We start from the raw sequence: 25,747 nt of genomic DNA, 5'->3' as shown, positions 1-25,747 counted from the left end.
GGTTTTTACAGTCAAATAGTCTTTGTCGTTCCCGGTAGAATGCGGGAAAGATAAACAACTGAGAGGGTTCAACCATGAGACCGCAGCAATCAGAGACTCCCACACTGGTCGATAGCCGGCAGGCCATCCGCAATTATTACCTCGCGGACGAACACAAGGTGATTAGTGAGATGATTGCTGGCGCCCAGTTGACCCGGGCAGAGCGCGATGGAATCTCGGAGCGCGCCGCCGATCTGGTACGCAGCGTCCGCAAGAATGCCAAGTCCACCATTATGGAAAAATTCCTGGCGGAGTACGGCCTCACGACCAAGGAAGGCGTTGCACTGATGTGTCTGGCTGAGGCGTTGCTGCGTGTGCCGGACAATATGACCATTCACGAGCTGATCGAAGACAAGGTCACTTCTGGCGCCTGGGGTACTCACGTAGGCAAGGCGTCCTCAGCACTGATCAACACGGCGACCGTGGCGCTGTTGATGACCAGCAATCTATTGAAAGACTCTGAGCGACACAGCGTGGGTGACACGTTGCGTAAGCTGCTGAAGCGTTTCGGCGAGCCGGTCATTCGCACGGTTGCCGGTCAGGCCATGAAGGAAATGGGCCGTCAGTTCGTGTTGGGCCGTGATATCGACGAAGCCCAGGACGAAGCCAAAGAATACATGGAAAAGGGGTATACCTATTCCTATGACATGCTGGGTGAGGCTGCCCGCACCGATGAGGACGCCAAGCGCTATTTCGACTCCTACTCCAATGCCATTGATAGTATTGCCAAGGCCTGCAAAGGCGATGTGCGCAAGAATCCGGGTATCTCCGTCAAACTGTCCGCACTACTGGCCCGATACGAATATGGCAATAAAGAGCGGGTGATGAGCGAACTGCTACCCCGCGCCAAAGAGCTGGTAAAGAAGGCCGCAGCGGCCAATATGGGGTTCAATATTGATGCCGAGGAACAGGATCGGCTTGATCTGTCCCTTGACGTCATTGAAGCCCTGGTCGCGGACCCGGAACTGGCCGGTTGGGACGGTTTTGGTGTTGTGGTTCAGGCTTACGGCAAGCGTTCAGCCTTCGCGTTGGATTGGCTGTACGGGCTGGCTGAGAAGTACGACCGTCGCTTTATGGTGCGCCTGGTGAAAGGCGCGTACTGGGACGCCGAGATCAAACGCGCCCAGGTAATGGGCCTGAGCGGTTTCCCGGTATTCACCCGCAAGGCCTGCAGTGACGTTTCGTTCCTCTCCTGCGCAACCAAGCTGCTGAACATGACCGACCGGATCTATCCGCAGTTCGCCACCCACAATGCCCATTCGGTATCGGCGGTGCTCGAGCTGGCAAAATCCAAAGGCGTGGATAACTATGAGTTTCAGCGCCTGCACGGTATGGGTGAATCACTCCACAACGAAGTGCTGAAAACCAGTGGTGTGCCTTGCCGGATTTATGCCCCGGTTGGCCCCCACAAAGACCTGTTGGCGTATCTGGTACGTCGCCTGCTGGAAAATGGCGCCAACAGTTCCTTCGTGAACCAGATCGTGGACAAGAGCATTACGCCGGAAGAAATCGCCAAAGACCCGATAGACTCCGTTAAAGAGATGGGCAGTAATATCTCAAGCAAGGCGATCGTCCACCCCTTCAAGCTCTTCGGCGAACAGCGCAGAAACTCCAAGGGTTGGGACATCACCGATCCGGTGACGGTTGCGGAAATCAACGAAGGCCGGGATGCCTATCGTGACCATCGCTGGAAAGGCGGTCCGATTATCGCTGGCGAAGTATCCGGTGCGGAAGTGCAAATGGTCCGTAACCCCGCCGACGCGGAAGACACGGTTGGCCATGTGACGCAGGCGTCCGAGGAGGACGTGAACACAGCGATCACCGCAGCTCAGGAAGGCTTCAAGGCCTGGTCGGCCCGGTCCGCCGAAGAGCGGGCCGAGTGTCTTCGCAAGGTCGCTGACCTGTATGAGGAAAATGCCTACGAGCTGTTTGCGCTGGCCACCCGCGAAGCCGGTAAGTCGCTGCTGGATGGCGTCGCTGAGATTCGGGAGGCGGTGGACTTCGCCCAGTTCTATGCCAACGAAGGTATTCGCTACAAGGACAGCGGTGAGTCGCGCGGAGTCGTGGTGTGTATTTCGCCCTGGAACTTCCCGCTGGCGATCTTTACCGGCCAGATTCTTGCCAACCTGGTAGCAGGCAATGCTGTGTTGGCCAAGCCGGCCGAGCAGACCTCGCTATTGGCGGTAAGGGCCGTGGAGCTGATGCACCAGGCCGGTATTCCGGAAGATGTGATCCAGTTGCTGCCGGGCACCGGTGCGACGGTTGGCGGGGCGTTGACATCCGATTCGCGGGTCGCCGGCGTTTGCTTCACCGGCTCGACTGCGACGGCCCAGCGCATCGACAAGAAGATGAGCGAGAACATGGCCCCCGATGCCACCCTGGTGGCGGAAACCGGTGGCCTGAATGCCATGATCGTGGACTCCACGGCACTGCCTGAGCAGGTGGTGCGTGATGTTCTGGCGTCGTCTTTCCAGAGCGCGGGCCAGCGTTGTTCGGCACTGCGCATGCTGTATGTGCAAAAAGACATTGCCGATCATCTGTTGGAAATGCTGTATGGCGCAATGGACGAGTTGGGCATTGGTGATCCCTGGTTATTGTCCACCGATGTTGGTCCGGTGATTGATGAAACGGCCAGGAAGAAGATTGTCGACCATTGTGACAAGTATGAAGCCAAGGGTCGTCTGACGAAGAAAATGGCGGTGCCGGAGAAAGGCAACTTCGTGTCACCTGCGGTGATCAGCGTCAGTGGCATTGAAGAGCTGGAAGAAGAAATCTTCGGCCCGGTGCTGCATGTGGCCACATTTGCGGCCAAGGATCTGGACAAAGTTGTCGATAGCATCAACGCCAAGGGCTATGGACTGACCTTCGGTGTTCACAGTCGTGTTGACCGCCGCGTCGAACGCATCGCCAGCCGTATCAAAGTGGGGAACACCTACGTTAACCGCAATCAGATCGGCGCCATTGTCGGCTCCCAGCCGTTCGGCGGTGAAGGGCTTTCCGGCACCGGCCCCAAGGCCGGTGGCCCGCAGTACGTGCGTCGTTTCCTGAAAGGTGAAACGGTTGAACGCCCGGCGGATGCCAGCGCCAAAACGGTGGATATCAAGAAGCTTGAAGGGCTGATTGGCAAGGTGGCGGATGTAAAAGCGCCCGCGCCGGAGCCAAGAATTGAAGCCATGAAGCCGATTTTCGGAGATGTGCCAGCACCGCTGGATGCCCATGCTGAGGAACTACCAGGGCCGACTGGTGAGCTGAACCGCCTGAGCAATCATGCCCGGGGTGTGGTGCTCTGCCTCGGCCCGGACAAGGAGACCGCATTGGAGCAGGCCGCAATGGCTCTGTCCCAGGGCAACAAGGTGGTTGTGGTTGCGCCGGGCATCCAGGATACGGTTGACCGTGCTGCCAAGGCCGGTTTGCCGATTGTGGGTATTGATGGCCTGTTGGAGCCAGAGGCGCTGGCCCAGGCGCGCGGTTTCCAGGCGGCCGTAAGCTGCGCGGAGCCATCCTTGCTGAAAGAGTACCGCCAGGCTCTGGCGAAGCGGGAAGGTGCGCTGCTACCGCTGATCACCGAGCACAAGCTCGACCAGCGATTTGTGATTGAGCGCCACCTGTGTGTGGACACCACGGCGGCGGGTGGCAACGCCAGCCTGATTGCGGCTTCCGAGTAACAATCTGCCACCTTGCAACGCCCAGGGAAGGGCATTGCAAGGGTTTTGGTCAGGCAGAATCAGCGATCTCCCGGAACGCGTTGATCAGGGTGTCTGGCTCCTGCGCACCGGATATCAGGTATTTCTGGTTAATGATGTACGCAGGAACCGCTGACACCCCCGCCTGCTGATACTGCTTTTCTTCCTCTCGCACAGCCTCTGCATACTGGTCAGACGCCAGTACCTCGCGCGCTTGCGAGCCGTCCAGGCCAATCGTTTCCACACAGTGGATCAGCGTATCCGGATTGGAAATATTCTCACCGCGTCCGAAATAGGCTTCGAAAAACGCCAGTTTCATATCGGTCTGCTTGCCCTGTTCACCGGCCCACTTCACCAGCCTATGGGCATCAAAGGTGTTTCGAGTGTAGCGTTCCTGGAGTTTCTCGAAATTCAGTCCCAGCCCCTTGGCAATGTCCATCATCTGCGCCTGATTGGCTCTCATCTCGTCCTCACTACGGCCGTATTTGCGGCTCAGGGCGGGCAGGATGGGTTCGCCGTCACCGGATGGGTCCGGGTTCAACTCAAAGGCATGCCATGCAACGGTGAAGTCCATGTCGTCTTTCAGGGCGTCCATCGCCTTTTCCAGGCGGGCATAGCCAATGGCGCACCAGGGGCAGGCAATATCGGAAACAATGTCGATGGCTATTTGGGTCATGGTGGCTCCTGTGTGTAAGGGCGAATAACGGCAGGGTACCTGAAAGTTGAGCGAATGACTGCCCGTGCAGGCTCTTGGCCGTCCGGGCGCTCGGACACCCTGTCCGGCGTTCCGGGCATACCTTTACTCGGCCCCCTCCCTGGGATGAGGGAAATCAGCAACCTGCAATCCTGGCACGTATCTTTCAGTTGCAACACTGCCGAACAATAAATCCAATAAAAGGAGCTCAAGATGTTCCAACTCATCGCACGTCAGGTGCGCGGTGGCACGCTATCGGCATTGCTGGCCTCCGCCGCCCTGATGATTCCTGCTCTTCCCGCGGTCGCGGGCCAGACAGATTCCTATACCCTGCCACAGCAATCCTACAACCAGTCCAGAGCCCGTAACTACAAGGTGTACGTGCCCTCGAACGTGCAATCGCCTGCACCCATGGTGATGGCATTGCATGGTTGCAAACAGACCAACAACGACGTGCTCAATGACTGGGGGTTGAAAGCCGCCGCCGATGAGTACGGATTCATTCTGGTTGCCCCCTTCATTACCAGCTACGACGGGCTGCGTAATGAAAACTGTTGGGGCTTCTGGTTTGATCACCATCGCCACGAAGGCGCCGGCGAAGTGGAAGACCTGCACCAGATTGCACAGGCTGTTGAGGCCAATTACACCATTGACGCCAATCGCCGTTATATCACCGGCCTGTCTTCCGGCGGTGCCATGGCAACCGTAGCCTCGGTGGCCCACAACGAATACTGGGCGGCGGCCGCGCCTGCCTCGGGCCTGCCGTACGGTGAGGATTCTGCGTCTGTCTCGTTGTCCGGACAGTGTCCCGGCAGTGCGACGTTTCACAGCGTATCGCGGGTGTCATCCGACATGCAGTCGGAGGTGGACGACCAGTATCCAATCCCGCTCATGGTGTTGCAGAACGAGAATGACTGCACTGTGGTGAAAGAGGCGGCTGATAACACCCGGGATGCGCACCTACAGGTGTTCGGCGAGTCCGGGTTCAAGACTACGGGCCAAGCCTATGCTTCCTCTGTCGCCTGTTCGCCTTACTACCAGAACAACCACAGCTGCGAGCACATCCGTTATACCCAGGATGGCACCAGCGGAACACGTTCGGTGGTTGAAACCGTCTACCTGGATGGACCCTTGTCGACACCCAATACCCAGGACACCAACCATGGCCATTATTGGGTAGGTGGCGAGAATGGTAATAATGGCAAATGGTCCGTGAGGGTGGGGCCCAGTTATCCGGATATTATCTGGGATTTCTTTAACCGTCACAGCCGCGATGGAACCGAGCCTGAGGGTTTCCCGGTCATCACGTTGATCGGCGATAATCCGATGACCGTGGCGATCAACACCACGTTTACCGATCCGGGTGCCACCGGGCAGGATGCCGAGGACGGTTCATTGACGGTAACGGCTGACTGCAGTGGGGTGGATACGTCAACGGTTGGAACCTACACCTGTGACTACAGTGCGACCGACAGCGACAGCAACACCACGACAAAAAGCCGTCAGGTCGAGGTGTATGATCCCAACGCACCAACCGAGACCTGCGAGCAGGCGACAGCGTCGCCCAGTGCCCACATCTCGGCAAACCGGGCCTACGCTGGAGGTAACTCCAACCTGAGGGCCTATGCCAGTGGCGACGACATCGACATCGGGGGCTCCTTCGACACCTGGAGCAATGTCACCCTCTATGAGGGCGATCCGGGGCTATGGTATACGTCCGAACCCAGCGCCTGCAGCGGAACCGGCGGAGGCGGTGATGATGGCTCCGGCGGCGATGTCACCTGCCAGGACTGGAACGACACCCATCTCAACCATGATACCGCTGGCCGGGCGTACTATTCAGGGGGGTACTACACCACCGGTGGTAACGATTACCTGGGCGCGGTATCCGGCACCTACAGCTGGGTGAAGGAGACCGACAGCGGCGTCTTCGAAGCCGGCCAATGTAACTGATCGCCATCGAAGACCGGCGATCACAGGGGGCGGGAAACCGCCCCCTGTTTCGTTGTTATTCGAGAATAATTTCGCGGGTGGTGAGTGGTCGGAATTCCCCAGGCTTCAGCGTTGGGTCCAGTGTGATCGCACCCATCTGTTCCCGGTGCAGGCTACTCACACGGTTGCCCGTTGCGTGGAACATACGCTTGATCTGATGATAGCGGCCTTCGTAGATCGTTACCCTGGATTCGTTGGCAGACAGTGGCTCCAATCGCGCAGGCGAGGTGGTCAGCTGTTCGTATTCGAACCAGATTCCTTGTGCGAAGTGCTCTATGGCATCGGTTGAAACCGGTTCGACCGTGGTGACCCGATAGACTTTGGGGAGCTTTACCCTGGGCTCCGTAAGCCTTCGTGACCAGGTTCCGTCATTGGTCAGTATCAACAAACCGGTGCTGGCGCGGTCAAGCCTGCCGGCAATGTGGAGATCGTTCCGCAGTTCCGGGTCGATGAGCTCCATTACGGTTTTGTGAACCTTGTCCGCCGTGGCACTGAGGTATCCGGCCGGTTTGTTCAGCATCAGGTAGTGGGCCTGGTCCCCGTGCTGGATAACCCTGCCGTTGCAGGCTACAGTGCTGAAACGGTCGACTTCCCGGGCTGTCTCCCTGCAGATACAACCGTCCACTGTAACCGTTCCGGCGGCGACCAGAGCGTTGGCCTGCTTGCGGCTGACACCGTTTTGATTACTGAGAATTCGGGAAAGCTTCATGGCGGCAATGTTATAGTCTTTCCGACTTTCTCCGTGATTCCCAAACCTGGGTGATGATAACACCGTGGCTCAACGATCCGTGATCCAAAAATCCCTGCGTGCGCTTGCCTGGTTACTGGTGGGCTTTTTGCTGCTGATAATCGCATTGATTGTCTTGCTACGGTTCGTGAATCCGCCGACGTCCACCTTCATGCTGGGGCATCTGTTTTCCGGTTCCAGCCACGAGCTCAGACAGGAGTGGGTTAGCCTGGACGAGATATCACCCTGGGTACCGTTGGCGGTGGTGGCCAGTGAGGATCAACGCTTTCCGTACCATCAGGGGGTGGATTTCAGCGCCATTCGCAAGGCACTTGCGGAATACCGTGCGGGCCAGGGTTTGCGGGGCGCCAGCACCATCACCCAGCAGACGGCAAAAAACCTGTTCCTGTGGAACGGACGCAGTTTCGTGCGCAAGTCGTTGGAGGCCGGACTGGCGCTCGGTATCGACGCTATCTGGCCGAAGCGTCGGATCATGGAGGTGTACCTGAATATCGCCGAATTCGGCCATGGGATCTACGGTGTTGAGGCTGCCAGTTGGGCCTTTTTCGGCATCCCCGCCAGCCGGCTGTCGCAAACCCAGGCAGCACGACTTGCTGCGGTTCTTCCCAATCCGAAAGTGCTCAGTGCCGCCAGCCCCTCCTCCTATGTATGGGAGAGGGTGGCCTGGATTCGTGGGCAGATGTCTCAGCTGTCCGGGTTGCATTATCTGCGTGGACTGTATAATTAAGAGTTCGGTTTCTCTCAACGTAAGAGTCTGTCTGTGATGTCACTGAACCTGGCCCTGCTGTCCGCGTTTATCCCGACGTTTTTTGTGGTGTCCATTACGCCGGGCATGTGTATGACCCTGGCGCTGTCCCTTGGTATTACCATTGGCGTGAAACGGGCGCTGTGGATGATGGCCGGGGAGCTGGTTGGCGTGGCGGTAGTGGCGACTGCGGCGGCAGTAGGTGTGGCAACCTTCATGTTGAAGTACCCGACGGCCTTCGACGTATTCAAGGTTGTAGGCGGCGCCTACCTTGCCTGGCTGGGCATCCAGATGTGGCAGTCCCGGGGCAAAATGGCCATGCCGGAGGAGGATTCGCAACCGGTGGAGAGTTCAAGGGTGCAATTGGCGCTCCAGGGGTTTGTGACCGCTATTGCCAACCCGAAGGGCTGGGCGTTTTTCATTGCGCTATTGCCGCCGTTTATCGACAGTAAACTGCCAATGGCGCCACAACTCACGGTTCTCATCCTGATCATACTGGCCCTGGAGTTCCTCTGCCTACAGCTCTACGCCCACGGTGGAAAGACTCTGCGCAAGGCTCTAAAGCAAGGCGGTGGTGTTCGCACGGTTAACCGTGTGGCGGGCAGTCTGATGATGCTGGTGGGCGCCTGGCTGGCGTTCGGTTAGGCCGGTCAGTTACTGGCGTAGCGCTGATGAAGGATTCCAACCCGCTCCACATAGGCGCGGGTTTCCGCGTAGGGTGGTATGCCGCCATGGCGCCCGACGGCCCCCGGGCCGGCATTGTAGGCGGCCGTTGCCAGCTTGATGTCACCGTCGAAGCGCTTGAGCATACGGGCCAGGTAATTGACTCCACCGCGAATATTCTCCGGGGCCACCATGGCATTGCGAACACCCAGCTCCTCTGCGGTCGCAGGCATTAACTGCATCAGCCCCTGGGCTCCCTTGGGCGACAGGGCTTTGTCATTAAACGCCGATTCCGCATGGATGACAGCCCGAACCAGAGCGGGGTCAACGTTGAACTCCCTGGCGGCCGTCTTGATTTCATCCCGGTAGGGCGACAGGAACAGCGGTGTGGTGCGCCAATTCACGTTGGAATCCGGATCGCAGGCGTAGCAGTGGAACCGGATGACACTGAAATTCGAGCTGGCGGGCTGGATACCACTGTAGGCAACCACGCCATTGTCGTCAGTGTAGCGGTAAACCACCTCATCCTTTGTTGACGCACGCTTGTCGCCACTGCCCTTGACGTTGGTGTACTCCACGGTACCGTCGGGGTGCACAATACGCTTGATACTGTCCGCCGATACGGGCGCAACGAAAGCCAGTAGCAGAAATGCCAGCGAGGAAGTGAGAAGGGTTTTGCCGCTTATCATCGTTGACTCTTGGAGTGCATGATCAAGAACGCCGCCTGCATTCGTAAATAACAACCGTAAGGCGGATTATACGGCGTTAATTGCCTGAAGAAACCGCAATGTTTGTCGGAAAAGTGTTACTTTTCTCAATATAGCCGGTCAATTCTCATTGTTGGCGACATCCTGGAGATTCTGTGCCTTTGAATACGTCCCGCAGCAACCTTGTACTCATCGGAATGCCCGGCAGCGGCAAAAGTACGGTTGGGGTGCTGTTGGCAAAACAGCTTGGCCTGGGGTTTATCGATACGGACCTGCTGATTCAGGAGGAAGCAGGTCGCACCTTGCAGGACATTGTCGACGGTGATGGCTATCAGGCACTAAGGCGAATTGAGGAGCAGGTATTGCTGAGGCTGGATGTGCGGCGTCAGGTGATATCCACGGGCGGCAGTGCCGTCTACAGCGAACCTGCGATGAGCCACCTGAAAGCTGATGGTCTCGTGGTGTTTCTTGATATTCCGCTGGAGGTGGTCATTGCGAGGATAGGGGATTACAGCGCCCGTGGCATCTCCCGACGACCGGATCAGTCGCTGGAACAGCTGTTTTGGGAACGTTTTGAGCTTTACTCGCGGGCTGCGGACGTGGCAGTCAATTGTGTTGGTAAGAGTCAGGAAGACGTTTGCGACGACATATCGGCGGTGATTTTGCAGATGCCGGCGACACGTTAAAAACATGCCGCCGGAAGCGAAGACTTCTAGGGTTTTGGTCCTTTGCCCCGAAGCGCGTTGGCCACCAGTGAAATAACCAGCAGAACCAGAAAGATAAAGAACAGAATTTTCGCAAACCCTGCGGCTGTCCCCGCGATACCACCAAAACCAAGTACGCCGGCGATTACCGCGACGATCAGGCATACAATAGCCCAATAGAGCATAGTATTTCTCCTGTTGTGTAACGTCACCTTCAAAGTGGCACATGGGCCTGAAAGCCACAAATAGTGGAAGTCCGAAAACGCTTCGCAAGAGAATGATTTGTGCTGCAAACGATTGTTTTGTTGGTCTAATTACCTTTATTGTCGGTTGATTAAGCTTTGCTAAGGTGCGGTTTTACGACAAAAGTTGTTACTGTCTACCAAATAATATCGGGAGAATTTCAATGCTCTTCAAACAACTCGGTTATTCTCTGGCTTTCGTTCTTGCACTTGGCATGTCCGGTTCCCTGCAGGCGGAATCGTCCGGGGATTCTTCGGTTGAGTCGCTAAAAAAAGAAACCCGCGAGCTTGGCCAGGCGTTGCAGGAGTTCGGTGCGGACCAGAAAGCAGAGGCGGAAACAGCCATTGAAAATACGCTCTCAGCTCTCGACAAGCGCATAGACACGCTACAGCAGGAACTGGATCAGAATTGGGACGACATGAGTGACACGGCCCGGGAACGGTCAAGGAAAAGCCTTGAGTCACTGCAGGAGCAGCGGCAACGCGTCCAGCAATGGTATGACGAGCTGCAGGCCAGTTCATCCTCCGCCTGGGAACGTGCCAAGCAGGGCTTCTCCAACGCCTACGACGCTTTGTCAGAACAGTGGAATGAAACCGAGCGCAAACTGATGGACGACTCGGACAAGAAGAACGACAGCATTTAGACGGCGTTTCGGAATTGCACCGGCCATACAGACCCGCCCTGAACATCTGTACTGGTTGTTAATTCCGTTTACTGTATCTGTTTTGTTTGTCAGTCACAGGTTACAGTGGGCAGACTCACATTCGTCTGCCTCTCGGTTAACCGTATGCCCCCGATTTTCTATTCGTTTTTTGTGCCGGCGCTCTTTGTTTGGCTGTGGAGCACGGGCTTCATTGGCGCCAAGTATGGTTTACCCTTCGCTGAGCCGTTTACGCTCCTGCTGATACGCATGCTGTTTACGCTGGTACTGCTCAGCGTACTCGCCTGGATAATGAAAACCCGCTGGCCTGGTTGGCGTGGTGCCGGTCATCTGGCGGTTACCGGCCTGCTGGTGCATGGCTGTTATCTGGGCGGGGTTTACTACGCGATTCAGGGGGGCATGCCGTCGGGAATCGTGTCGCTTATTGTCGGCCTGCAGCCGCTGGTAACGTCGGCCGTGGCCATTCTGGTGCTGAAGGAAAGTGTCTCGAGCCGGCAATGGCTGGGCCTGGCGCTGGGCCTGGTCGGTGTAACACTGGTGTTGCTGGAAAAGTTCGGCGGTGGTGCTTCTGCTTCCGATTTCCCGCTTTGGACTCTGCTTTGGGCTGCGCTGTCCCTGGGCGGCATATCCTTGGGCACGGTGTACCAGAAACGTAACGGCACCCAGTCGGATCTCGTCGCAGGTACGTTCATTCAGTACAGTGCTGCGGCAACGTTTTTCGCCGTTGGTGCCTTTGCGTTTGAAACCCGTGAGGTGGTGTGGGCTCAGCCGTTGATCTGGTCGATGGTCTGGCTGGTGTTCGGTGTTTCCATCGGGGCGATTCTGCTGTTGATGTGGCTTATCAGGCGCGGTGCTGCCTCACAGGTGGCCAGTCTTTTCTATCTGGTGCCACCTGTCACTGCGCTGGAAGCATACTGGCTGTTTGATGAAAGGTTGGGCGTGCTTGCGATGATTGGGGGTGTTATCTCCATCACCGGGGTTGCCCTGGTGGTAACGCAGCAGCGAAAACAGGCGGCCTAGTTCCAGGGGTCTACCCGGAACAGGGTACCCAGGCCGGATTGCGGGGTCAGTTTGCCGCACAGCCTCAGCCCCTCCCAGAAGCTGACCTGATTAGCGGTCAGTACCGGCTTGCCCGCCGCTGCCTCCAGGTCTTCCAGCCAGGCGGCGGAATGCAATGCGGTATCGGGAATCAATAGCGCATCTGCGTCCGGGTGGTCATTGTCCGTCACGAACCTCAATACGGCCTCTTTCTCCAGCGTGCCCACCTCCGCTGCGGTAATAATGCCGCGGCAGTTTATGTGCACTACCTCGATATCGAAGTGCTCCAGAAACGTTTTGAACAGCAGGGCTATGTCCGGCGGGTAGGTAGCCGCGATGGCGACCCGCCTGGCGTTGATGGCGGTAACCGCCCTGGCGAATGCCATGGCCGTGGTAGAGGCCGGGATATGAAGCAGGTTCTCGAGCGTCTCGATCTGTTCCCCTATACCGTCGATGCCACGAACGAAACTGGCACTGGTGGAGGTCCATAAAACGGCTTCCATATCCGCACTTTCAAGGTGTCCGGCTCCTTCCGTAAGGCGCGCTGGGCTTCCCATTTCGGTGAGTGCTTCAACGGTATGAGCATCCTCATCGAACGCCGTATGTATGACTCTCACCTCAGCCGGTGGCGAGATCATTCCGGCCAGACGTGGGTAGTCATCCTCGGCAGCGTGTCCAGGATAAAGAAAGGCAAGGCGGGGAACCGGTGTGTTCTTGTCCATGCCTGAACAGTATTAGAGTTCAGGCAGTGTTGGCAACAGGATTGCGGGATGTCAGAAGGTGGTGTCCAGTACGGTGCCCATTTTTTTCTGACCCAGTGCATTGTCGAACGACGTTCCGTGCCACGCTGGATGACCTGCGATCATCACCAGGGGCACCACACCGTCGGTGCGGTTAACCAGTTGTTCGTGCTGAAATGCCTCACGGTACTGACGTTGCACCGTATTGTTGTGGTCCATGCGGCGCAGGGCTGACGGGTCTACCAGGATAAGGTCGGCCTGATCGCCCACTTCGATGCCGCCCCCTTTGACGCCAAATACACGAGCGGGGTCTCGGGTGAGACGGCGTACCATATACGCTACATCTATATCGCCGCCGTCAGAGGCCAGTTTCAGGGCTCTGAGGTTGCCGTCGTAAAAGGCCATGTTGGTGAGATGGGCGCCACTGTCATTGAAGCCCGGCAGCAGTTGCCGATCCATCAGCAGGTTTCGGACAACGCGTTCGTTCCGATTTGCAGACACGGTATACCAGCTCAGGTCACGGTCGAACGCCCGCAGCATCGCCAGCACGAAATCGCCTTCGTCTTTCACCCCAGAGAAGTGTTCTTCCAGCAGGGCCCGTTCCGCATCGCTGCCTTCGAGTGGTTTTTCTGCGTTGGCGGCTTTCACCCGCGCGAAGACATCGGCAAAGGTATGGCCTTGCCATTCTCTCAGGGGGCATACGTCGATGGTCATGTCCGCCAGGGTACGGTTGAAGGCGTAGTCCTCCAGGCGTACCAGCCGTTTGAGGCGCTTGAGGCCAAAACCGGTTTTGCCGCTCATCCACATGGCTTTGAACGACTCGATGTAGGCTGGATCGTTGAGGATTTTCAGCCGGCCTTCACGGTCCTCCAGTTCGGTCTCATTGAGAATACGCAGTTCCTCAATCTCCTCGGAGAGCGGCGTTACGGCGCCGTCGGACCATACCTTGAAGGGGGCGGCCAGGGCCTGCAGGTGGAAGTCACCCCGCAAAAGTCGGGAATTGAGAACCCGGGCCAGCAATCTCGCCAGCCGCACGATCTTGCGGTTGCTTTGCACATCCAGGGCAGCCACCACCGTTGTTCTGAGTGGTTTGCCGTGGAGTAGGCCACAACTGAGCAGAAAGGTCTTGATGGTGCCCATGGTGCTGTCTTTCGGTGGCGTGGCCTGCCAGACACCGCCCTTGCGCCGTACCACGTCCGTCAGCCGTTTGATTTCCGGGTACTTGGCGAACTGCGTGGGTATGGTCTTGCGGGTGTTGGGCTGGTTGGCCAGGTAATGGAACGGCAGGGCATCGGTGGAGAATCCGGCATAGCCGTCATCCATGGCCTGCTCCAGCAAGGCCTCCATGGCATTGAGTTCGTCTTCCGTGGGGTCACGGGAAATGCTGGCGTCAAACCCCATGACCTCAATCCGCAACATTGAGTGCGGCACCATGGTGACCAGATTCGGGCCCAGGCTAAGTCTGTTCAGATGCTGGATGTATTCCTTCGGGTTCTTCCAGTCCACTCGATCGGCGGTCGCCCGCAGGACGTCCTTGGGAATGTTCTCCACTCGGGCGTAACAGTCCACAATCGGGTCTGCACCGTCCTTGCGCTGTGCGCCAAACGCCAGCCCCAGGCTACAGTTGGCAATGACAACCGTGGTGGTGCCATGGCGCACGGATTCGGGCAGGCCAGGGGCAACCTCCAGCTCCAGGTCGTAGTGGGTATGAATGTCAAACAACCCTGGCATGGCCCAGCGTTCAGTGGCATCGATGACCTTGTGCGCTTTTTGCGGATCAAGGTCCGGCCCTCGTGCTGCGACCCTGCCATCTGCGATGGCGATGTCTTCGCGGACCGGTAATTCGCCAATACCGTCGAAGACCTTGGCACCCTGGATCAGATAGTCCCAGACTGTATCGGGTGTGGTATCGCTCATGCGTGCCTCATGGTTTGTTGTTATGGTTCTCCCTAGAAGCCAGACGGGGTGCTAGGGCCTGATCTCGGTGGTGCTACCGGCCGGATTGGCGGGCTCATCCTTGGCTATAACATAGATGGCGCCGAGCACGATGGCCAGGGCTGCGATCAGAACGCCGGCGGCGCCGATAATCATTTTGGGCCTGGAGCTCTGAAGGCTCCCGCATTCCGGGCATTTAGGCGTTTCGGTGGGAAGGCTGGCTCCGCAGTTGGAGCATTGGGTCTTTGCCATGTTGTCTGTCCTCTTGGTGATGACGGGTCACAGGCATAGGGTGACATGTACCGAGTTAAGGCCAGAAAGCATTGGGGATAAATCCGTAGTGACCCTGAGTCAGAGCGCAAATACCGCCACAAGGGCGGTGAATACTGCCAGGGTGCCCACGATCACCAGGAATTGCATCCAGGGGAACCGCGGCTTTTGCGGAACGTTCAGTTCGGTTTCCAGGTGCTCCCTGAGCAGTTGGGTATTCCGGACATTGGCCTTCCAGGCGAAGTCGAAGACGTCGCCAATGACCGGAACAAGGCCGCCGAAAAAGTCGATCAGCATGTTCCTGACCATTTGCTGTTTGACCCGGGGGCTGGCTCCGGCACGGTGCGCTTCCAGGAGTACGTAGCAGGACATGAGCAGCCCGGCCAGGTCGCCGAGTACCGGAACAAGGCCGATGATGGGTTCCAGCCCGATCCGAAAGCGCGTGAAGGGTATGCCAATAGCGTTATCGGCCATCTGACTGAATCGGTTCAGGCGGGCCAGAGCTGCCTGTTTCTCTTCCTGGCTTACGGGCGTTGACATCCCATCAATCCCAGGATTTTTCCTTGAGCCGATAGAACTCCTCGACCACGGCATCCATGGCACCGGCGTCATAGTCACGAAGGCCACTGACCACAAGCTTTTTGGAAACCTCGCCGGCAACGTTGCCGTCTGAGATCAGCCGGTAGTCCAGTGAGACATTGCCACGCTTTCCGTCCGGCTTCAGCTCCGCGTTATGGAGTTCAAGGTCGGGGCTTGGCGCATCAAGCGTATCCAGGGCCAGGCTCATGCTTTGATACATGATCATTGGCCGGTCCGGATTGAACATCACGCCAGCATTTTCCATTAGCGGTTTGAGCGTATGGGGGAAGTTCTTGCCGGACGCGGCCACGTAGCAGCGAGTGAAGTTCTCAATCACGGTGTCATCGTGAGTCCGCTCACCACTGCGTTCCACCTCGATGTAGACCTTGTCATTCTGATCGTAGACGCGAATCAGGCCGTCGTCGTCCTCGCGGAAGTCCAGTGGAACATTTTCGCCGAGCAGGCTGCGAAAATGGAAGGTCATCTGTCGGGACAGGCCGAAGTGTGACAATAGCAGGGCAAACAACAGGTCTCCGGGAACACAGAAACGCCGGGCATCCGGATTGTGGATCGGATTAAAATCACCGGCCACTTCCTTGGCAAATCGACTGGCCTGGGTCGCGCTGATCAGTACGAGTCCGTTCTGGGTGGCGTGGTAGCGTTCAAGAAACATGCGTTGCCTTTTCGTTTTCGCAAATAGAGATGCCATGATAGTGGCCTGAAACGTCCTTTGCAGCAAGACACTACGAAACCAATGTCTAAGGCCTGGACGTAAATAAATGGTTTCGCTATGTCGCCCGGCGATGATGGCGGCCGGTTTGCATGTACACCAGAGTGCTCAGGCTGTGGGTACCCCGTCGGTATGGCCGAGTGATCGATCGGGCGAGACTTCATTTCGAACCAGTTGCTTCAGTTCCCGGATGTCGGGGAAGCCTTGCTGTTCCTTACGTGACCAGATGCGTTTGCCATTGACGTGAATTTCAAAAATTCCGCCTGTGCCCGGTATCAGGGTCAGTTCGTTCAGCTCCTCTTCAAAGGTGCTCAACAGTTCCTGGGCTATCCAGGCGGATCGAAGCATCCACTTGCAGCCCGTACAGTACGTGATTCTTACGCTGTTTGGCATGGGTGGTCTCCCGTTGATTCGGTGATTGTGGTGTTTCAGGCTTTTGCGGTGGCCCCCAGACTATCCATCCGCCGGGGTTTTGCAATACAGAATCCCTGCCCGAAATCTACCTGGATCTCTTTAAGCAGCTCTAATGTCTCCATATCTTCCACATATTCGGCGATGGTTTTCATGTCGAGGAAATGACACAACTCGGTGATGGATCGAACCAATGCGTAGTTGGTCAGGTTACTGGCCATGTCACGGACGAATATGCCGTCCACCTTGACGTAGTCCACCGGTAGTTTTTGCAGGTAGGCGTAGGAGGACAGGCCGGTTCCGAAGTCGTCCAGTGCAAACCGGCACCCAAGCCGCTTCATCTCGGTCATGAAATCGGCGGCGTAATGCAGGTTGGTAACGGCGGACGTCTCGGTGACTTCGAAACAGATCTGATGGGTGAGGGCGTTGTGCTGCTTCATCCTCGTTTCCAGGGCGAACAGAAAGGCGTCGTCACTCAATGATGCGCCGGAGAGGTTGATGTTGAACGTATGGATGCTCTCCATGGCGCCTGGGTGTCCTTCCATCCAGTCTATTGCTTCGTCAATCACCCAAAGGTCAACACGGGAACTCCGGCGGAACTGTTCCGCGGCCTCAATGTAACTTTGTGGGGAAATTTCCTGGCCGGAGGAGTTCTGAAGGCCTAGCAGCAGTTCGTACATGTCACCGTTGCTGCCATCAGTCAGGGGAAGGATCCGCTGTGCTCTCAGGTACAGGCTGCCATCGCGTATGCTGCGGTCAATTTCGGGTACCCACTGGGGGCCCGAGGTGGGCACTTGCTGGGATTGGTCCCGAACCAGTTCAACGCTGTTTCCGCCTTTCTTCTTGGCGGATTTGAGCGCCAGGTTGGCCTGGTTCATCAGTTCGCCGGCAGAGCGTAGGGTGTCTTCGAAAGGGCACACGCTCGCACTCAGGGTGGCGGAGAATTCGGTGTCGTCAACGGTATGTGACTCGGTTCGAAAGGCGTCACGCAGCCGTTCGGAGAAATCCAGTCCTTCCTCCACCGGCATCTTTTGGGCCAGCAGTGCGAATTCGTTACCTCCCAGTCGACCGATGCAGTGATCGCCGGAGTGTCCCGAAGCCTGATCCTGAAGCAGGGAGGCAAACCGTTTCAGGAGCTCGTCGCCGACGCCGGTGCCATAGGTGGCATTGATCACACTGAATTCGTCGATGTCGAACACCATCAGGGTATGACTACCGGGTTTGCCGTCCATTACGGACAGGGCCTGGGCCAACTGCTTCTCGAAATCATGCCGGTGAAGACATCCCGTGAGGGCGTCGTGAGTGGCTTCGAAGTTGAGCTTGCTGTAGACCCCCTGAACGATGTCGAACAGGCTCTGGTCGACAAAGGGAATGTCTCCCTGCTTGACGAGCCACGCGTCACCGCGGGCCAGTCTCGACACGAATTCGGAATATTGATAACTCACCTCACCCAGTCCCTGGGGCGAAAGGAACACAAAGCGAAAGACATCCTTGCCGCCCCAGACCAGTCGCATGCGCCGTTTTTCACCATTGTCGAGGACAATCTCAACCCAATCGCCCACGCCAATTTCCTGGGCACGCCGGGCCCAGCGGGTGTCAACTGACTCTGTAGAGGCCTCCGCTTCCTCCTGCTGGCAGGAACCCGGAGGATAGGCGTCGAGGGTTACTGTTTCGGTCGATACCTGCTGATGCAATTCCCGGGTCAGCCTCGCCACCACATCGCGGACTGGCGACACTTCGCCAACCGTACGTAGTTCCCTGTCGATAAGCTGGATCAACGCGTCGCTTTCCAACTCCCGCTCAAATGCGAGATCCTTGCTGGTTTCTCCGCCCGATAGCCAGAGGCGGATCTGCTCAACGATGTTAATGAAACTTGTGGCGGTTTGGCTCTCAGCGCCTTCCCGCAATACCGCCAGTACGATCAACTGCTCCCAGCCTGCGTTCAAAAGATCAAGCAGTACTGTTGGCACGGCTTTATCCGCCAGGATCATGTTCAGGCGTCGCTGCACGCCGAGCCGCGTCTGCCGCAGGCGTTCCTTGCCTTCCAGGGTCTTGGCGATACGTTCGGAGTTCCTCAGGAACGATTGTTCCTGGCGTTCTACCAGGCCCTGCAACCGGGTACCGATGGACCTGTAAAAGGCTTCATCCCGTTCTTCCGTCTGGATGAGTTCATCGATAATCCCCGTCACCGTCTGTTCCAGGTTGCGGCTTGAACTCCGCTCGGCCAGGCAGAGGCGCATAAGATCGTTGACGATGGTCCTGGCCGGGTGGTTGTCACGGTCAAGGAATTCAGAGGTCTCGAGCAGGACCTCCAGAACCGGAAGTCTCAACTGTTCAAGCTGTTCCCTCAGCGTTCTGTTCAGCCCCTGTTCATGCTCCAGTGGGGCGAACAGACGATCCACGAGGGTGACTTTGTCCCACGTACCGTCATCAAGTGCCTGTTCGAGATCCGGATTGGAGGATGCCAGGTTTCGAATGGCTTCCTCCATGCTGGGGCCGGGCTCGCCCAGCACCTTGCGCAGATCATCTCTGTGCGGTCGCAGTTCGGCGGTAAACTGTGGGTTGGTGCGTGGCCAGGTATCCCGCACGTTACCCGGATCCTGTTGCAGGCTCATGAGGCGCAGTAACGAACGCCCAGGGGCAGAGGCGGGTGCCGCGTGGGGCGTGGAATCTACCACCGATGCTTCGGGATGGGGCGTCTCCGTTGGTGCTTCCCGGGCCTTATTGGATTCCCTCAGTGACCAGTTGGAAGGCAAGCTGGTCAGATCGAGCGCCAGCAGGCCCGCTGCACGAAGGTCGCGGTTCAGCGACTCTGCGGCTCGGGGCCAGAGGTCGTCCAGCACGGTCTCGAAAGCAAGGTAGAGCGTGCCGCGATGCTGTCGGGCAATACCGAGTCGATCAATGGCGAATTGCAGGCAGGTGCACAGTGACAGTGGTGAAAGAGGGTTGCTGCGGTCGCTGATATCGCAGGAAAAAAGCTGGTTGAGCAACTGGCTGAGCACGAACAGCGTATTGGTGTGTTTGCTGGCGAGCTCGGATGCCACCATCTGGAGTTCCAGCCAGTCCTCAAAAACATGCTGCTCCACGACCCTGAGTTCGCCGTTATAGCTGTTGTTGTCCTTACTCGGGTTGAGCTGGTGGTCGAACGCTTGGAATTGCAGCGTGAAATCCCGGTATATCTGCTCCCCCCGACTGTTGAAGATAAAGCGCATGTCCTTCAGACGGGTGATCTCACGCACTTCCGCCGCTTGTTCAAGGTCGTTCCCGATACCCTCGCAGGCGTGGTCGATGAAGTCGGCTACCAGGGTGCCCAGCAGGCGCCGGGTGTGTTTTTGGTAGGTATCTCGCAACGACGGCAAGCTGGCGGAGGGTGGGGTGAGCTGATCAGGAATCCTTTGTGGCAAGCGTCGCAGATATTCAATGGTTTCCGCGTCGTGGGGATCACTGGTCATCCGCACACTGTCCCCAGCGGCAGCTTGTAGACCACCACTCACACGCGTGGGGTGATTGCCGTCAAACAGAAATAGTTCGGCGGGAGTGTGGTCCGACCCATTCAGGTGTTGTATCAGACCAGGCGAAGTGAGGTTCGCCAGTGTCAGTTGGGCGCCGTCGTCGCCGGACGAGGCCGCGACCAGTTCACATCCACAAGGAATAAAACCGCGAACAACGATGAGAGCGTTTTGACGGAGGCCGGTGATACGGGTCTGGCTTTCTGTCATAAACGGGGTCCCTGGGCAGGCCGGCTGCCAACAATTCCATAAACATGCATTCAGATTTTACACTTCTTCACACCTCACGGTAGACCAGTTTCAGCGGAAAATCTGTTTATTCCGATGGATAAAGGTATTGACGGGTGTATTGGCATTATTGCTCAAAGTGACTAGCCTAAACTACCAATACCCCTACCCATTGCGACGAGGACAAAAGCATGCCAGCCAAACCAGGCCCAGAAATGACCGGCCCGTTGAAGTTCATTAGACCGGTCTTGCAAGGCCTCCTTATGCTGGCGGTGGTGTCGTCGGCCGTTGCTGACGAGAAGCTGTATATCTTCACCGAGAACTACCCACCCTATAACGCGTCAACCACGGGGCAGGGCTTCGCCCATAATGAAGACGATATCACCGGTATCTGTACCGATATGGTTAAAACCATGATGGAGCGGGTGGACTACGAATACGTCATGAAGATGCGGGACTGGAGCCGTGCCTACGAATGGGTCCAGGGGCGGGAGAACCATGCTCTGTTCTGCACCGCCAGAACCGAGGAGCGGGAAGACGAGTTTCAGTGGGTCGGCCCGCTGGCGTCGATCAAGTGGACCCTGTTTGCCGCGCCCGATTCCAACATCCAGTTGGAGTCCCTCGAAGGTGCCCGGCAGTACAAGATTGCCGGGTACAAGGGTGACGTCATGTCGGACTATCTGGTGAGTGAGGGGTTTGATCTGGTCATGACTGTGTCCGGTGAGCAGAATCCTCGACGTTTGGTGCTGGGCCAGGCCGACCTTTGGGTGACAGATGGTCTCGTGGGGCCTCTGGTGGCGGAGGAAGAGCACGACATCACTGGCCTGAAACCGGTTCTCGTTTTCCGTGAGACGCCGATGTACCTGGCGGTCAGCAACGAAACGGCCCCGGCCATTGTGGAGGACCTTCAGGCAGCGCTTGATGAAGCGCGAGACAGCGGCGCCCTGGACAGTATCGCTCAACGCTACGAGCCTTGAGCGGTGGTAACAAATCCTTAACGCAACCAGTGGGGGTGTGGACAGCAGTAATGGCAAGCTTGTGCTAGCTTTTAACGTGTTTCCCGACGAATGCGGTGGCGTTAATGAGCAATCCCAAGCATACCCTTTTCTGGATGACGCTGTTCCTGGTGGTCGTTGTGGTGGTTTGTGCATTGATCCACAAACCATTGCAGGCCGCGTTTATGGCGAACTGGGTGTTCAACCTGTTAATTGTTTGTGTGCTGCTGGTTGGCATTGCCATCACCTATCGCCAGGTGTTTGTGCTGTTTCCGGAATTGCGCTGGATTGCGCAGTTCCGCACCGGCAACGCCGGGCTCTCCGTATTGCAGGAACCCCGTCTTCTGAAGCCGCTGGCGCGACAGTTGGATGACGACTCCAAGCGTGACCGCTTCTCGTTGTCCACCATGTCGTTGCGTACGGTACTGGATGGCATCCACAGCCGCATGGACGAACAGCGCGAAATCACCCGCTATTTCATCAGTCTTCTCATCTTCCTGGGATTGCTGGGCACCTTCTGGGGCCTGCTTGGAACCATCAATTCCGTAGGCGCCGTCATTGTAAACCTGGACATGAGCCAGGAGGACTTCGGCAAGGTGTTTGCGGGCCTGCAGTCTGGGCTGCTGGAACCCCTGGAAGGCATGGGAACGGCGTTCAGCTCGTCGCTGCTGGGGCTTGGCGGCTCCTTGGTCCTGGGTTTTCTGGATATCCAGGCGGGCCACGCCCAGAACCGGTTTTATGACGGCCTTGAGGAATGGCTGACTGGTGTAACCAACCTCGTGGACCGGGTTGACGATGATCCGCGATAGCAGGCCAGCCCCATGATCGGTTCCCGGCGTCGAACCCGCAGCAGCATCAACGTATGGCCCGGATACGTCGATGCGTTGTCGGCACTGCTGATGTTGATCATCTTCATGCTGCTGATTTACGTGGTCAGCCAGCTGTACCTGTCGCAAACCCTCTCGGATCGGGATTCGGAACTGGCCAGGCTCAATAGCCGCTTGCAGGAAATTTCCCGGTTGCTTGGTCTTGAGCAGGAAGAGACCGCCGCCCTGGAAAACGAGATGGCGGCGGTCCAGAACCGCTTCAGCGAAAGCCTCGCGCTGAACGATACACTTCGTGAGGAGCTGGAGGAGGAGAAGGCCCGGCGGTTGGAGCAACAATACAATGCCGAGGCCCAGGCCCTGCGGGTTGAAGATCTTGGCAAGGCCGTCGCCAGGGCGGAGTCGGAGTTGGAGGATGAAGAGCAACTGACGGCTTCCCAGCGCACAATCATCCAGCAGCTTTCGAACCAGATTGCGGCGCTGCAGGATCAGCTCGGCCGCATCACCGCTGCGTTGCGTTTACAGGAGGACCTCACCGCCGAGAAGGAAGCCGAACTTGAAGAGGTGGGAAAGCGCCTGAATACATTGCTTGCCGAACGAGTCAATGAACTGGAGCGCTATCAGTCGGAATTCTTCGCCAGGCTGCGGGATATTCTGCAGGACAACGAGAACATCCGCATTGTCGGCGATCGCTTCCTGTTACCTTCGGAATTGCTGTTTGCCTCCGGCTCCGCCAGCCTTGGGCAGGAGGGTCAACAGGAGCTGGACAAGCTGGCAGAAGTGCTGCTGGACGTGGTGGACGCCATTCCCGAGGATATCGACTGGATTCTGCGCATCGACGGCCACACCGACCGGATTCCCATCAATACCGAAGCGTTTCCCTCGAACTGGGAACTCTCCACGGCCAGGGCAGTCGCCGTCGTGCGCTACCTTGCCTCTGCAGGCGTTCCCCAGAACCGCATGGTAGCTGCCGGTTTCGGGGAATTTTTCCCGGTTGCTTCGGGCGGTTCTGCCGAGGCGCTGCGACAGAACCGACGTATCGAGATCAAGCTGACAGACCGTTAAACGCTAGAGGCTGTGTCAGCCTGTCCGCCCGAAGAAACGTTCGAAGAACCCGGTTTCCCGCACGTCGGGAATGGGCAGGTCGGCGTTATCCTCAAGCGCCTTGCGCCAGAACTTCTCGGGGTCATCGAGGTGGGCAACTTTTTCCCGTTCCTGTGTGCTGTAGGAATTGTGGTCTCCACTGAGCCCGTGTTCCATGAGTTCCTGTTCCCAGAGATACAGGGCGCAGCGAACAACGCGAAGCAGCTTGTTATAGCTGTCCCTGCTGATGGCAATGGCCAGTTCGGCGGTCAGGTTGATATGCGCCTGAAGCGTGGCCATTTCCTCTTTGTCGAAAACAATACGGTGGCCCGTGCCTTTCTTGCAGGCCATACAGGTTTTTTCCAGGGATTTGATGCCTTCTGGCATGTCTCGATGGCCGAAGTCCTGCTTCTGCTTGTCGTCGACCGGGGCGGGGATCCAGCCATACTGGGGTGAGCGGGCCACGATATGGCCGGGAACATCGCGCCGGTAGGGCGGGAGTTCCGAAGTATCACTGTAGCCGTCAAACTCGATTCGCATCCACGACGCCATCGTCCGGTGGCGCAACATCATGGCCAGGGTGATGGCTGAGGGCATGATCTCCTCAAGTGATTCTCCGTCGTCCCGGAGCCGTTCGTCCAGATGATCAACTGCTGCTGACATGGCTGTTCTCCATTTACCACGGGCAGAAGGGCCCACCTCCTGCCTGGCTGTTGTTCTTGTCGGAAATTCTGTCCGGCGGCTTTACCGGAAGCATTGATTAAAAACTAGGCGCTTTCTGTCATTTCTTCCGTTGTAGAAAAGTAGCCAGTTTGTTACTGGAAGTAAGGGCTTCCCGGCAGGTATGCTCATACACCTTTGTATTCGCGAACCTGGCTCCCGGAACCTCGATACCTCTATGTCTGACTTGGCGTTGTACCAGTATGTCCTGATTGGCCTGATTTTTATCTGGAGCGGGTTTGTCCGTTCCGGGCTGGGATTCGGCGGGGCGGTGCTTTCACTGCCTTTCCTGCTGCTGGTGCTGGACGACCCGCTGGTGTTCCTGCCCATCATTGCAGTGCACCTGTTGGTGTTTTCCTCCCTGACCATCTGGATGAATAATCGCAAGTCGTCGGGTACGGGTGATGATGGCGCGGCGGTCGTGGGTACGGTCGATTGGCATTATCTCTGGCGGATTCTGGCGATCATGATCGTGCCCAAGCTGATCGGGGTGTTCGGACTGATCACACTGCCGTCAGAGATCATGAGCACGATTATCTTTGTGATCGTGTCCCTGTACTCCATCTCCTACATCCTGGACCGGCCTTTTCGCAGCGGCAGCCGGACTGTGGACGCGGTGTTTCTGATGGTGGGCGGCTACATCAGTGGTACGTCCCTGATTGGTGCCCCGCTGATTATTGCCGTTGTGGCGCAGCATCTGCCGAAAGAGCGCCTGCGGGACACCCTGTTCGCACTCTGGTTCATCCTGGTGGTGATCAAAATGGCGGCGTTTATCTGGGTGGGCGTCGACCTGCAGCTGATCCACCACCTGTGGCTGTTACCCTGCGCTGCCATTGGTCATGTCATCGGGCTTTACGTTCACGACCGCATGCTGAAGGCGGAAACACCGATCTTCTTCCGGGTGCTGGGCGTTGTGCTGTTGATCGTCAGCAGCATCGGTATGGCGAGGGTGTTGTTTCCCGGCTAACCCAGCGTGGCGTCAAGGAACATCATGATGACGAAGCCGCCCAGAAGCGAGAAGGTGGCCAGGGTCTTGAAGCGGCCACGATGGGTCTCGGGGATGATCTCATCACTGATAATGAACAGCATGGCACCGGCCGCGAAGCCAAGGGTCCACGGCATGATGGGTTCTGCCAGCCATACCATGGTGCTGCCGAAAAGCCCGCCAACGGGCTCGAGCAGCCCGGTCAGCACCGCGATCCCGAAGGATTTCAGGCGTGAGTGCTCGATGGCCAGCAGGGCCACGGCCACGGCCAGGCCTTCGGGGATGTTCTGAAGCCCAATGCCCACCGCCAGGGCCACCCCATTACCGATGTCACCACCGGCAAACCCGACGCCAACGGCCATGCCTTCAGGGAAGTTGTGCAGGGCAATGGCGATGATGAACAGCCATATCCGGCGTATACGTGCGCTGTCAGGGCCTTCCCGGCCCAGGGTGAAGTGTTCGTGGGGTAGCCGCTGATGAATGCTGAAGAGCAGGCCTGCGCCCATGAGAAGACCGGCGATAACCATCAACGCGGCGCTCCAGGTAGCGCCGGTGAGCTCCTCGCCGTATTCGATGCCCGGGAGTAGTAGCGAGAAGAACGACGCCGCCAGCATGACCCCCGCAGCTGCGCTGAGCATGCTGTCCTGCAGCTGTGGCGTGAGCTTTCTGACCAGGAATACACCCAGGGCGCCGACACCTGTCCCAAGGCCTGCCAGCAGGCTGGCAATCGACCCCAGCCAGACAACATTGACATCTTCCAGCATCGGTCTCCCTTAGTTCGTCGGTGGCGGCGTTACAGCGCCGTTAAACCTTGACCATGT

The 25,747-nt window shown here is 57.5% G+C and carries 24 protein-coding genes; 11 read left to right on the top strand and 13 right to left on the bottom strand.

The window, feature by feature from the left end; all coding sequences use genetic code 11:
* Window positions 1–74: 74 nt before the first annotated feature.
* Window positions 75–3,704 carry a bifunctional proline dehydrogenase/L-glutamate gamma-semialdehyde dehydrogenase PutA gene (gene putA, locus B2590_RS14480; protein ID WP_286811446.1) on the top strand — a complete coding sequence of 1,210 codons (3,630 nt, stop codon included), beginning with the start codon at window positions 75–77 and terminating at the stop codon, window positions 3,702–3,704.
* A gap of 49 nt (window positions 3,705–3,753) precedes the next feature.
* Here the strand turns inward: putA and B2590_RS14475 are convergent, their stop codons facing one another.
* Window positions 3,754–4,398 carry a DsbA family oxidoreductase gene (locus B2590_RS14475; protein ID WP_286811445.1) on the bottom strand — a complete coding sequence of 215 codons (645 nt, stop codon included), beginning with the start codon at window positions 4,396–4,398 and terminating at the stop codon, window positions 3,754–3,756.
* A gap of 231 nt (window positions 4,399–4,629) precedes the next feature.
* Here B2590_RS14475 and B2590_RS14470 point away from each other — a divergent pair, with 231 nt between their 5' ends.
* Entirely contained in the window at window positions 4,630–6,369 is a 1,740-nt protein-coding gene (locus B2590_RS14470) for a PHB depolymerase family esterase (RefSeq protein ID WP_286811444.1), read from the top strand.
* Window positions 6,370–6,424: 55 nt separating this feature from the next.
* Here B2590_RS14470 and B2590_RS14465 read toward each other — a convergent pair whose 3' ends face one another.
* The gene (locus B2590_RS14465) at window positions 6,425–7,117 is read right to left on the bottom strand and encodes a pseudouridine synthase (protein ID WP_286811443.1); all 693 of its coding nucleotides are present in this window, start codon (window positions 7,115–7,117) and stop codon (window positions 6,425–6,427) included.
* A 64-nt stretch (window positions 7,118–7,181) separates the two neighbouring features.
* Here B2590_RS14465 and mtgA point away from each other — a divergent pair, with 64 nt between their 5' ends.
* Window positions 7,182–7,883: a monofunctional biosynthetic peptidoglycan transglycosylase gene (mtgA, locus tag B2590_RS14460; RefSeq protein ID WP_286811442.1), complete on the top strand. Its 702-nt coding sequence runs from the start codon at window positions 7,182–7,184 to the stop codon at window positions 7,881–7,883.
* A gap of 36 nt (window positions 7,884–7,919) precedes the next feature.
* The gene (locus B2590_RS14455; protein ID WP_036209386.1) at window positions 7,920–8,546 is read left to right on the top strand and encodes a LysE family translocator; all 627 of its coding nucleotides are present in this window, start codon (window positions 7,920–7,922) and stop codon (window positions 8,544–8,546) included.
* Window positions 8,547–8,551: 5 nt separating this feature from the next.
* Here B2590_RS14455 and B2590_RS14450 read toward each other — a convergent pair whose 3' ends face one another.
* Window positions 8,552–9,253 (bottom strand): lytic transglycosylase domain-containing protein, encoded by a 702-nt coding sequence (locus B2590_RS14450; RefSeq protein ID WP_075197010.1) that lies wholly within the window; start codon window positions 9,251–9,253, stop codon window positions 8,552–8,554.
* A gap of 179 nt (window positions 9,254–9,432) precedes the next feature.
* On the opposite strand from B2590_RS14450, the gene B2590_RS14445 reads away from it, so the two are divergent.
* Window positions 9,433–9,957, top strand: coding sequence for a shikimate kinase (locus B2590_RS14445; protein ID WP_286811453.1), 525 nt, complete (start codon window positions 9,433–9,435; stop codon window positions 9,955–9,957).
* Between the two features lie 26 nt (window positions 9,958–9,983).
* On the opposite strand, the gene B2590_RS14440 is transcribed toward B2590_RS14445, so the two are convergent.
* Entirely contained in the window at window positions 9,984–10,160 is a 177-nt protein-coding gene (locus B2590_RS14440; protein ID WP_007152648.1) for a DUF1328 domain-containing protein, read from the bottom strand.
* Between the two features lie 221 nt (window positions 10,161–10,381).
* On the opposite strand from B2590_RS14440, the gene B2590_RS14435 reads away from it, so the two are divergent.
* Entirely contained in the window at window positions 10,382–10,861 is a 480-nt protein-coding gene (locus B2590_RS14435; protein WP_051947025.1) for a hypothetical protein, read from the top strand.
* Window positions 10,862–11,005: 144 nt separating this feature from the next.
* Window positions 11,006–11,899, top strand: a complete 894-nt coding sequence (locus B2590_RS14430) for a DMT family transporter (RefSeq protein WP_075197011.1) — start codon at window positions 11,006–11,008, stop codon at window positions 11,897–11,899.
* Here the strand turns inward: B2590_RS14430 and B2590_RS14425 are convergent.
* The 7 genes from B2590_RS14425 to B2590_RS14395 all read right to left on the bottom strand — a co-directional run bounded on the left by B2590_RS14425 (window position 11,896) and on the right by B2590_RS14395 (window position 20,301).
* On the bottom strand, window positions 11,896–12,639 hold the full coding sequence (locus B2590_RS14425; protein WP_286811441.1) for a maleate cis-trans isomerase family protein: 744 nt from the start codon (window positions 12,637–12,639) through the stop codon (window positions 11,896–11,898). The genes B2590_RS14430 and B2590_RS14425 overlap by 4 nt on opposite strands.
* A gap of 51 nt (window positions 12,640–12,690) precedes the next feature.
* Complete coding sequence (locus B2590_RS14420) at window positions 12,691–14,574, bottom strand: N-acyl-D-amino-acid deacylase family protein (RefSeq protein ID WP_286811440.1); 1,884 nt, start codon at window positions 14,572–14,574, stop codon at window positions 12,691–12,693.
* A 51-nt stretch (window positions 14,575–14,625) separates the two neighbouring features.
* Window positions 14,626–14,844 carry a hypothetical protein gene (locus B2590_RS14415; protein WP_126811866.1) on the bottom strand — a complete coding sequence of 73 codons (219 nt, stop codon included), beginning with the start codon at window positions 14,842–14,844 and terminating at the stop codon, window positions 14,626–14,628.
* Between the two features lie 99 nt (window positions 14,845–14,943).
* On the bottom strand, window positions 14,944–15,402 hold the full coding sequence (locus tag B2590_RS14410; protein ID WP_286811438.1) for a DUF4112 domain-containing protein: 459 nt from the start codon (window positions 15,400–15,402) through the stop codon (window positions 14,944–14,946).
* 4 nt (window positions 15,403–15,406) lie between these two features.
* Window positions 15,407–16,114, bottom strand: coding sequence for a DUF3581 family protein (locus B2590_RS14405; protein WP_036209399.1), 708 nt, complete (start codon window positions 16,112–16,114; stop codon window positions 15,407–15,409).
* A 165-nt stretch (window positions 16,115–16,279) separates the two neighbouring features.
* Complete coding sequence (locus B2590_RS14400; protein ID WP_286811437.1) at window positions 16,280–16,564, bottom strand: SelT/SelW/SelH family protein; 285 nt, start codon at window positions 16,562–16,564, stop codon at window positions 16,280–16,282.
* A 35-nt stretch (window positions 16,565–16,599) separates the two neighbouring features.
* Window positions 16,600–20,301, bottom strand: coding sequence for a DUF1631 family protein (locus tag B2590_RS14395; protein WP_286811436.1), 3,702 nt, complete (start codon window positions 20,299–20,301; stop codon window positions 16,600–16,602).
* Window positions 20,302–20,510: 209 nt separating this feature from the next.
* On the opposite strand from B2590_RS14395, the gene B2590_RS14390 reads away from it, so the two are divergent.
* The 3 genes from B2590_RS14390 (at window position 20,511) to B2590_RS14380 (ending at window position 23,203) form a co-directional block, all read left to right on the top strand.
* Window positions 20,511–21,296, top strand: a complete 786-nt coding sequence (locus B2590_RS14390) for a substrate-binding periplasmic protein (RefSeq protein ID WP_127401747.1) — start codon at window positions 20,511–20,513, stop codon at window positions 21,294–21,296.
* A gap of 104 nt (window positions 21,297–21,400) precedes the next feature.
* Window positions 21,401–22,123 (top strand): hypothetical protein, encoded by a 723-nt coding sequence (locus tag B2590_RS14385; protein ID WP_036209409.1) that lies wholly within the window; start codon window positions 21,401–21,403, stop codon window positions 22,121–22,123.
* A gap of 12 nt (window positions 22,124–22,135) precedes the next feature.
* Window positions 22,136–23,203 (top strand): peptidoglycan -binding protein, encoded by a 1,068-nt coding sequence (locus B2590_RS14380; protein WP_127401746.1) that lies wholly within the window; start codon window positions 22,136–22,138, stop codon window positions 23,201–23,203.
* A gap of 15 nt (window positions 23,204–23,218) precedes the next feature.
* On the opposite strand, the gene B2590_RS14375 is transcribed toward B2590_RS14380, so the two are convergent.
* Entirely contained in the window at window positions 23,219–23,884 is a 666-nt protein-coding gene (locus tag B2590_RS14375) for a hypothetical protein (RefSeq protein WP_286811435.1), read from the bottom strand.
* Between the two features lie 235 nt (window positions 23,885–24,119).
* Here B2590_RS14375 and B2590_RS14370 point away from each other — a divergent pair, with 235 nt between their 5' ends.
* A complete protein-coding gene (locus tag B2590_RS14370; RefSeq protein ID WP_075197021.1) occupies window positions 24,120–24,908 on the top strand; it encodes a TSUP family transporter in 789 nt (262 codons plus the stop codon).
* Here the strand turns inward: B2590_RS14370 and B2590_RS14365 are convergent.
* Window positions 24,905–25,690: a ZIP family metal transporter gene (locus B2590_RS14365; RefSeq protein WP_286811434.1), complete on the bottom strand. Its 786-nt coding sequence runs from the start codon at window positions 25,688–25,690 to the stop codon at window positions 24,905–24,907. The genes B2590_RS14370 and B2590_RS14365 overlap by 4 nt on opposite strands.
* Window positions 25,691–25,747: the final 57 nt, after the last annotated feature.

It is taken from the genome of Marinobacter sp. UBA3604 (assembly GCF_002375325.1).
Taxonomy (GTDB): domain Bacteria; phylum Pseudomonadota; class Gammaproteobacteria; order Pseudomonadales; family Oleiphilaceae; genus Marinobacter; species Marinobacter salarius.
The sequence above is the reverse complement of the archived record's forward strand: the minus strand, read 5'-3'. Positions and strand labels throughout refer to the sequence as shown.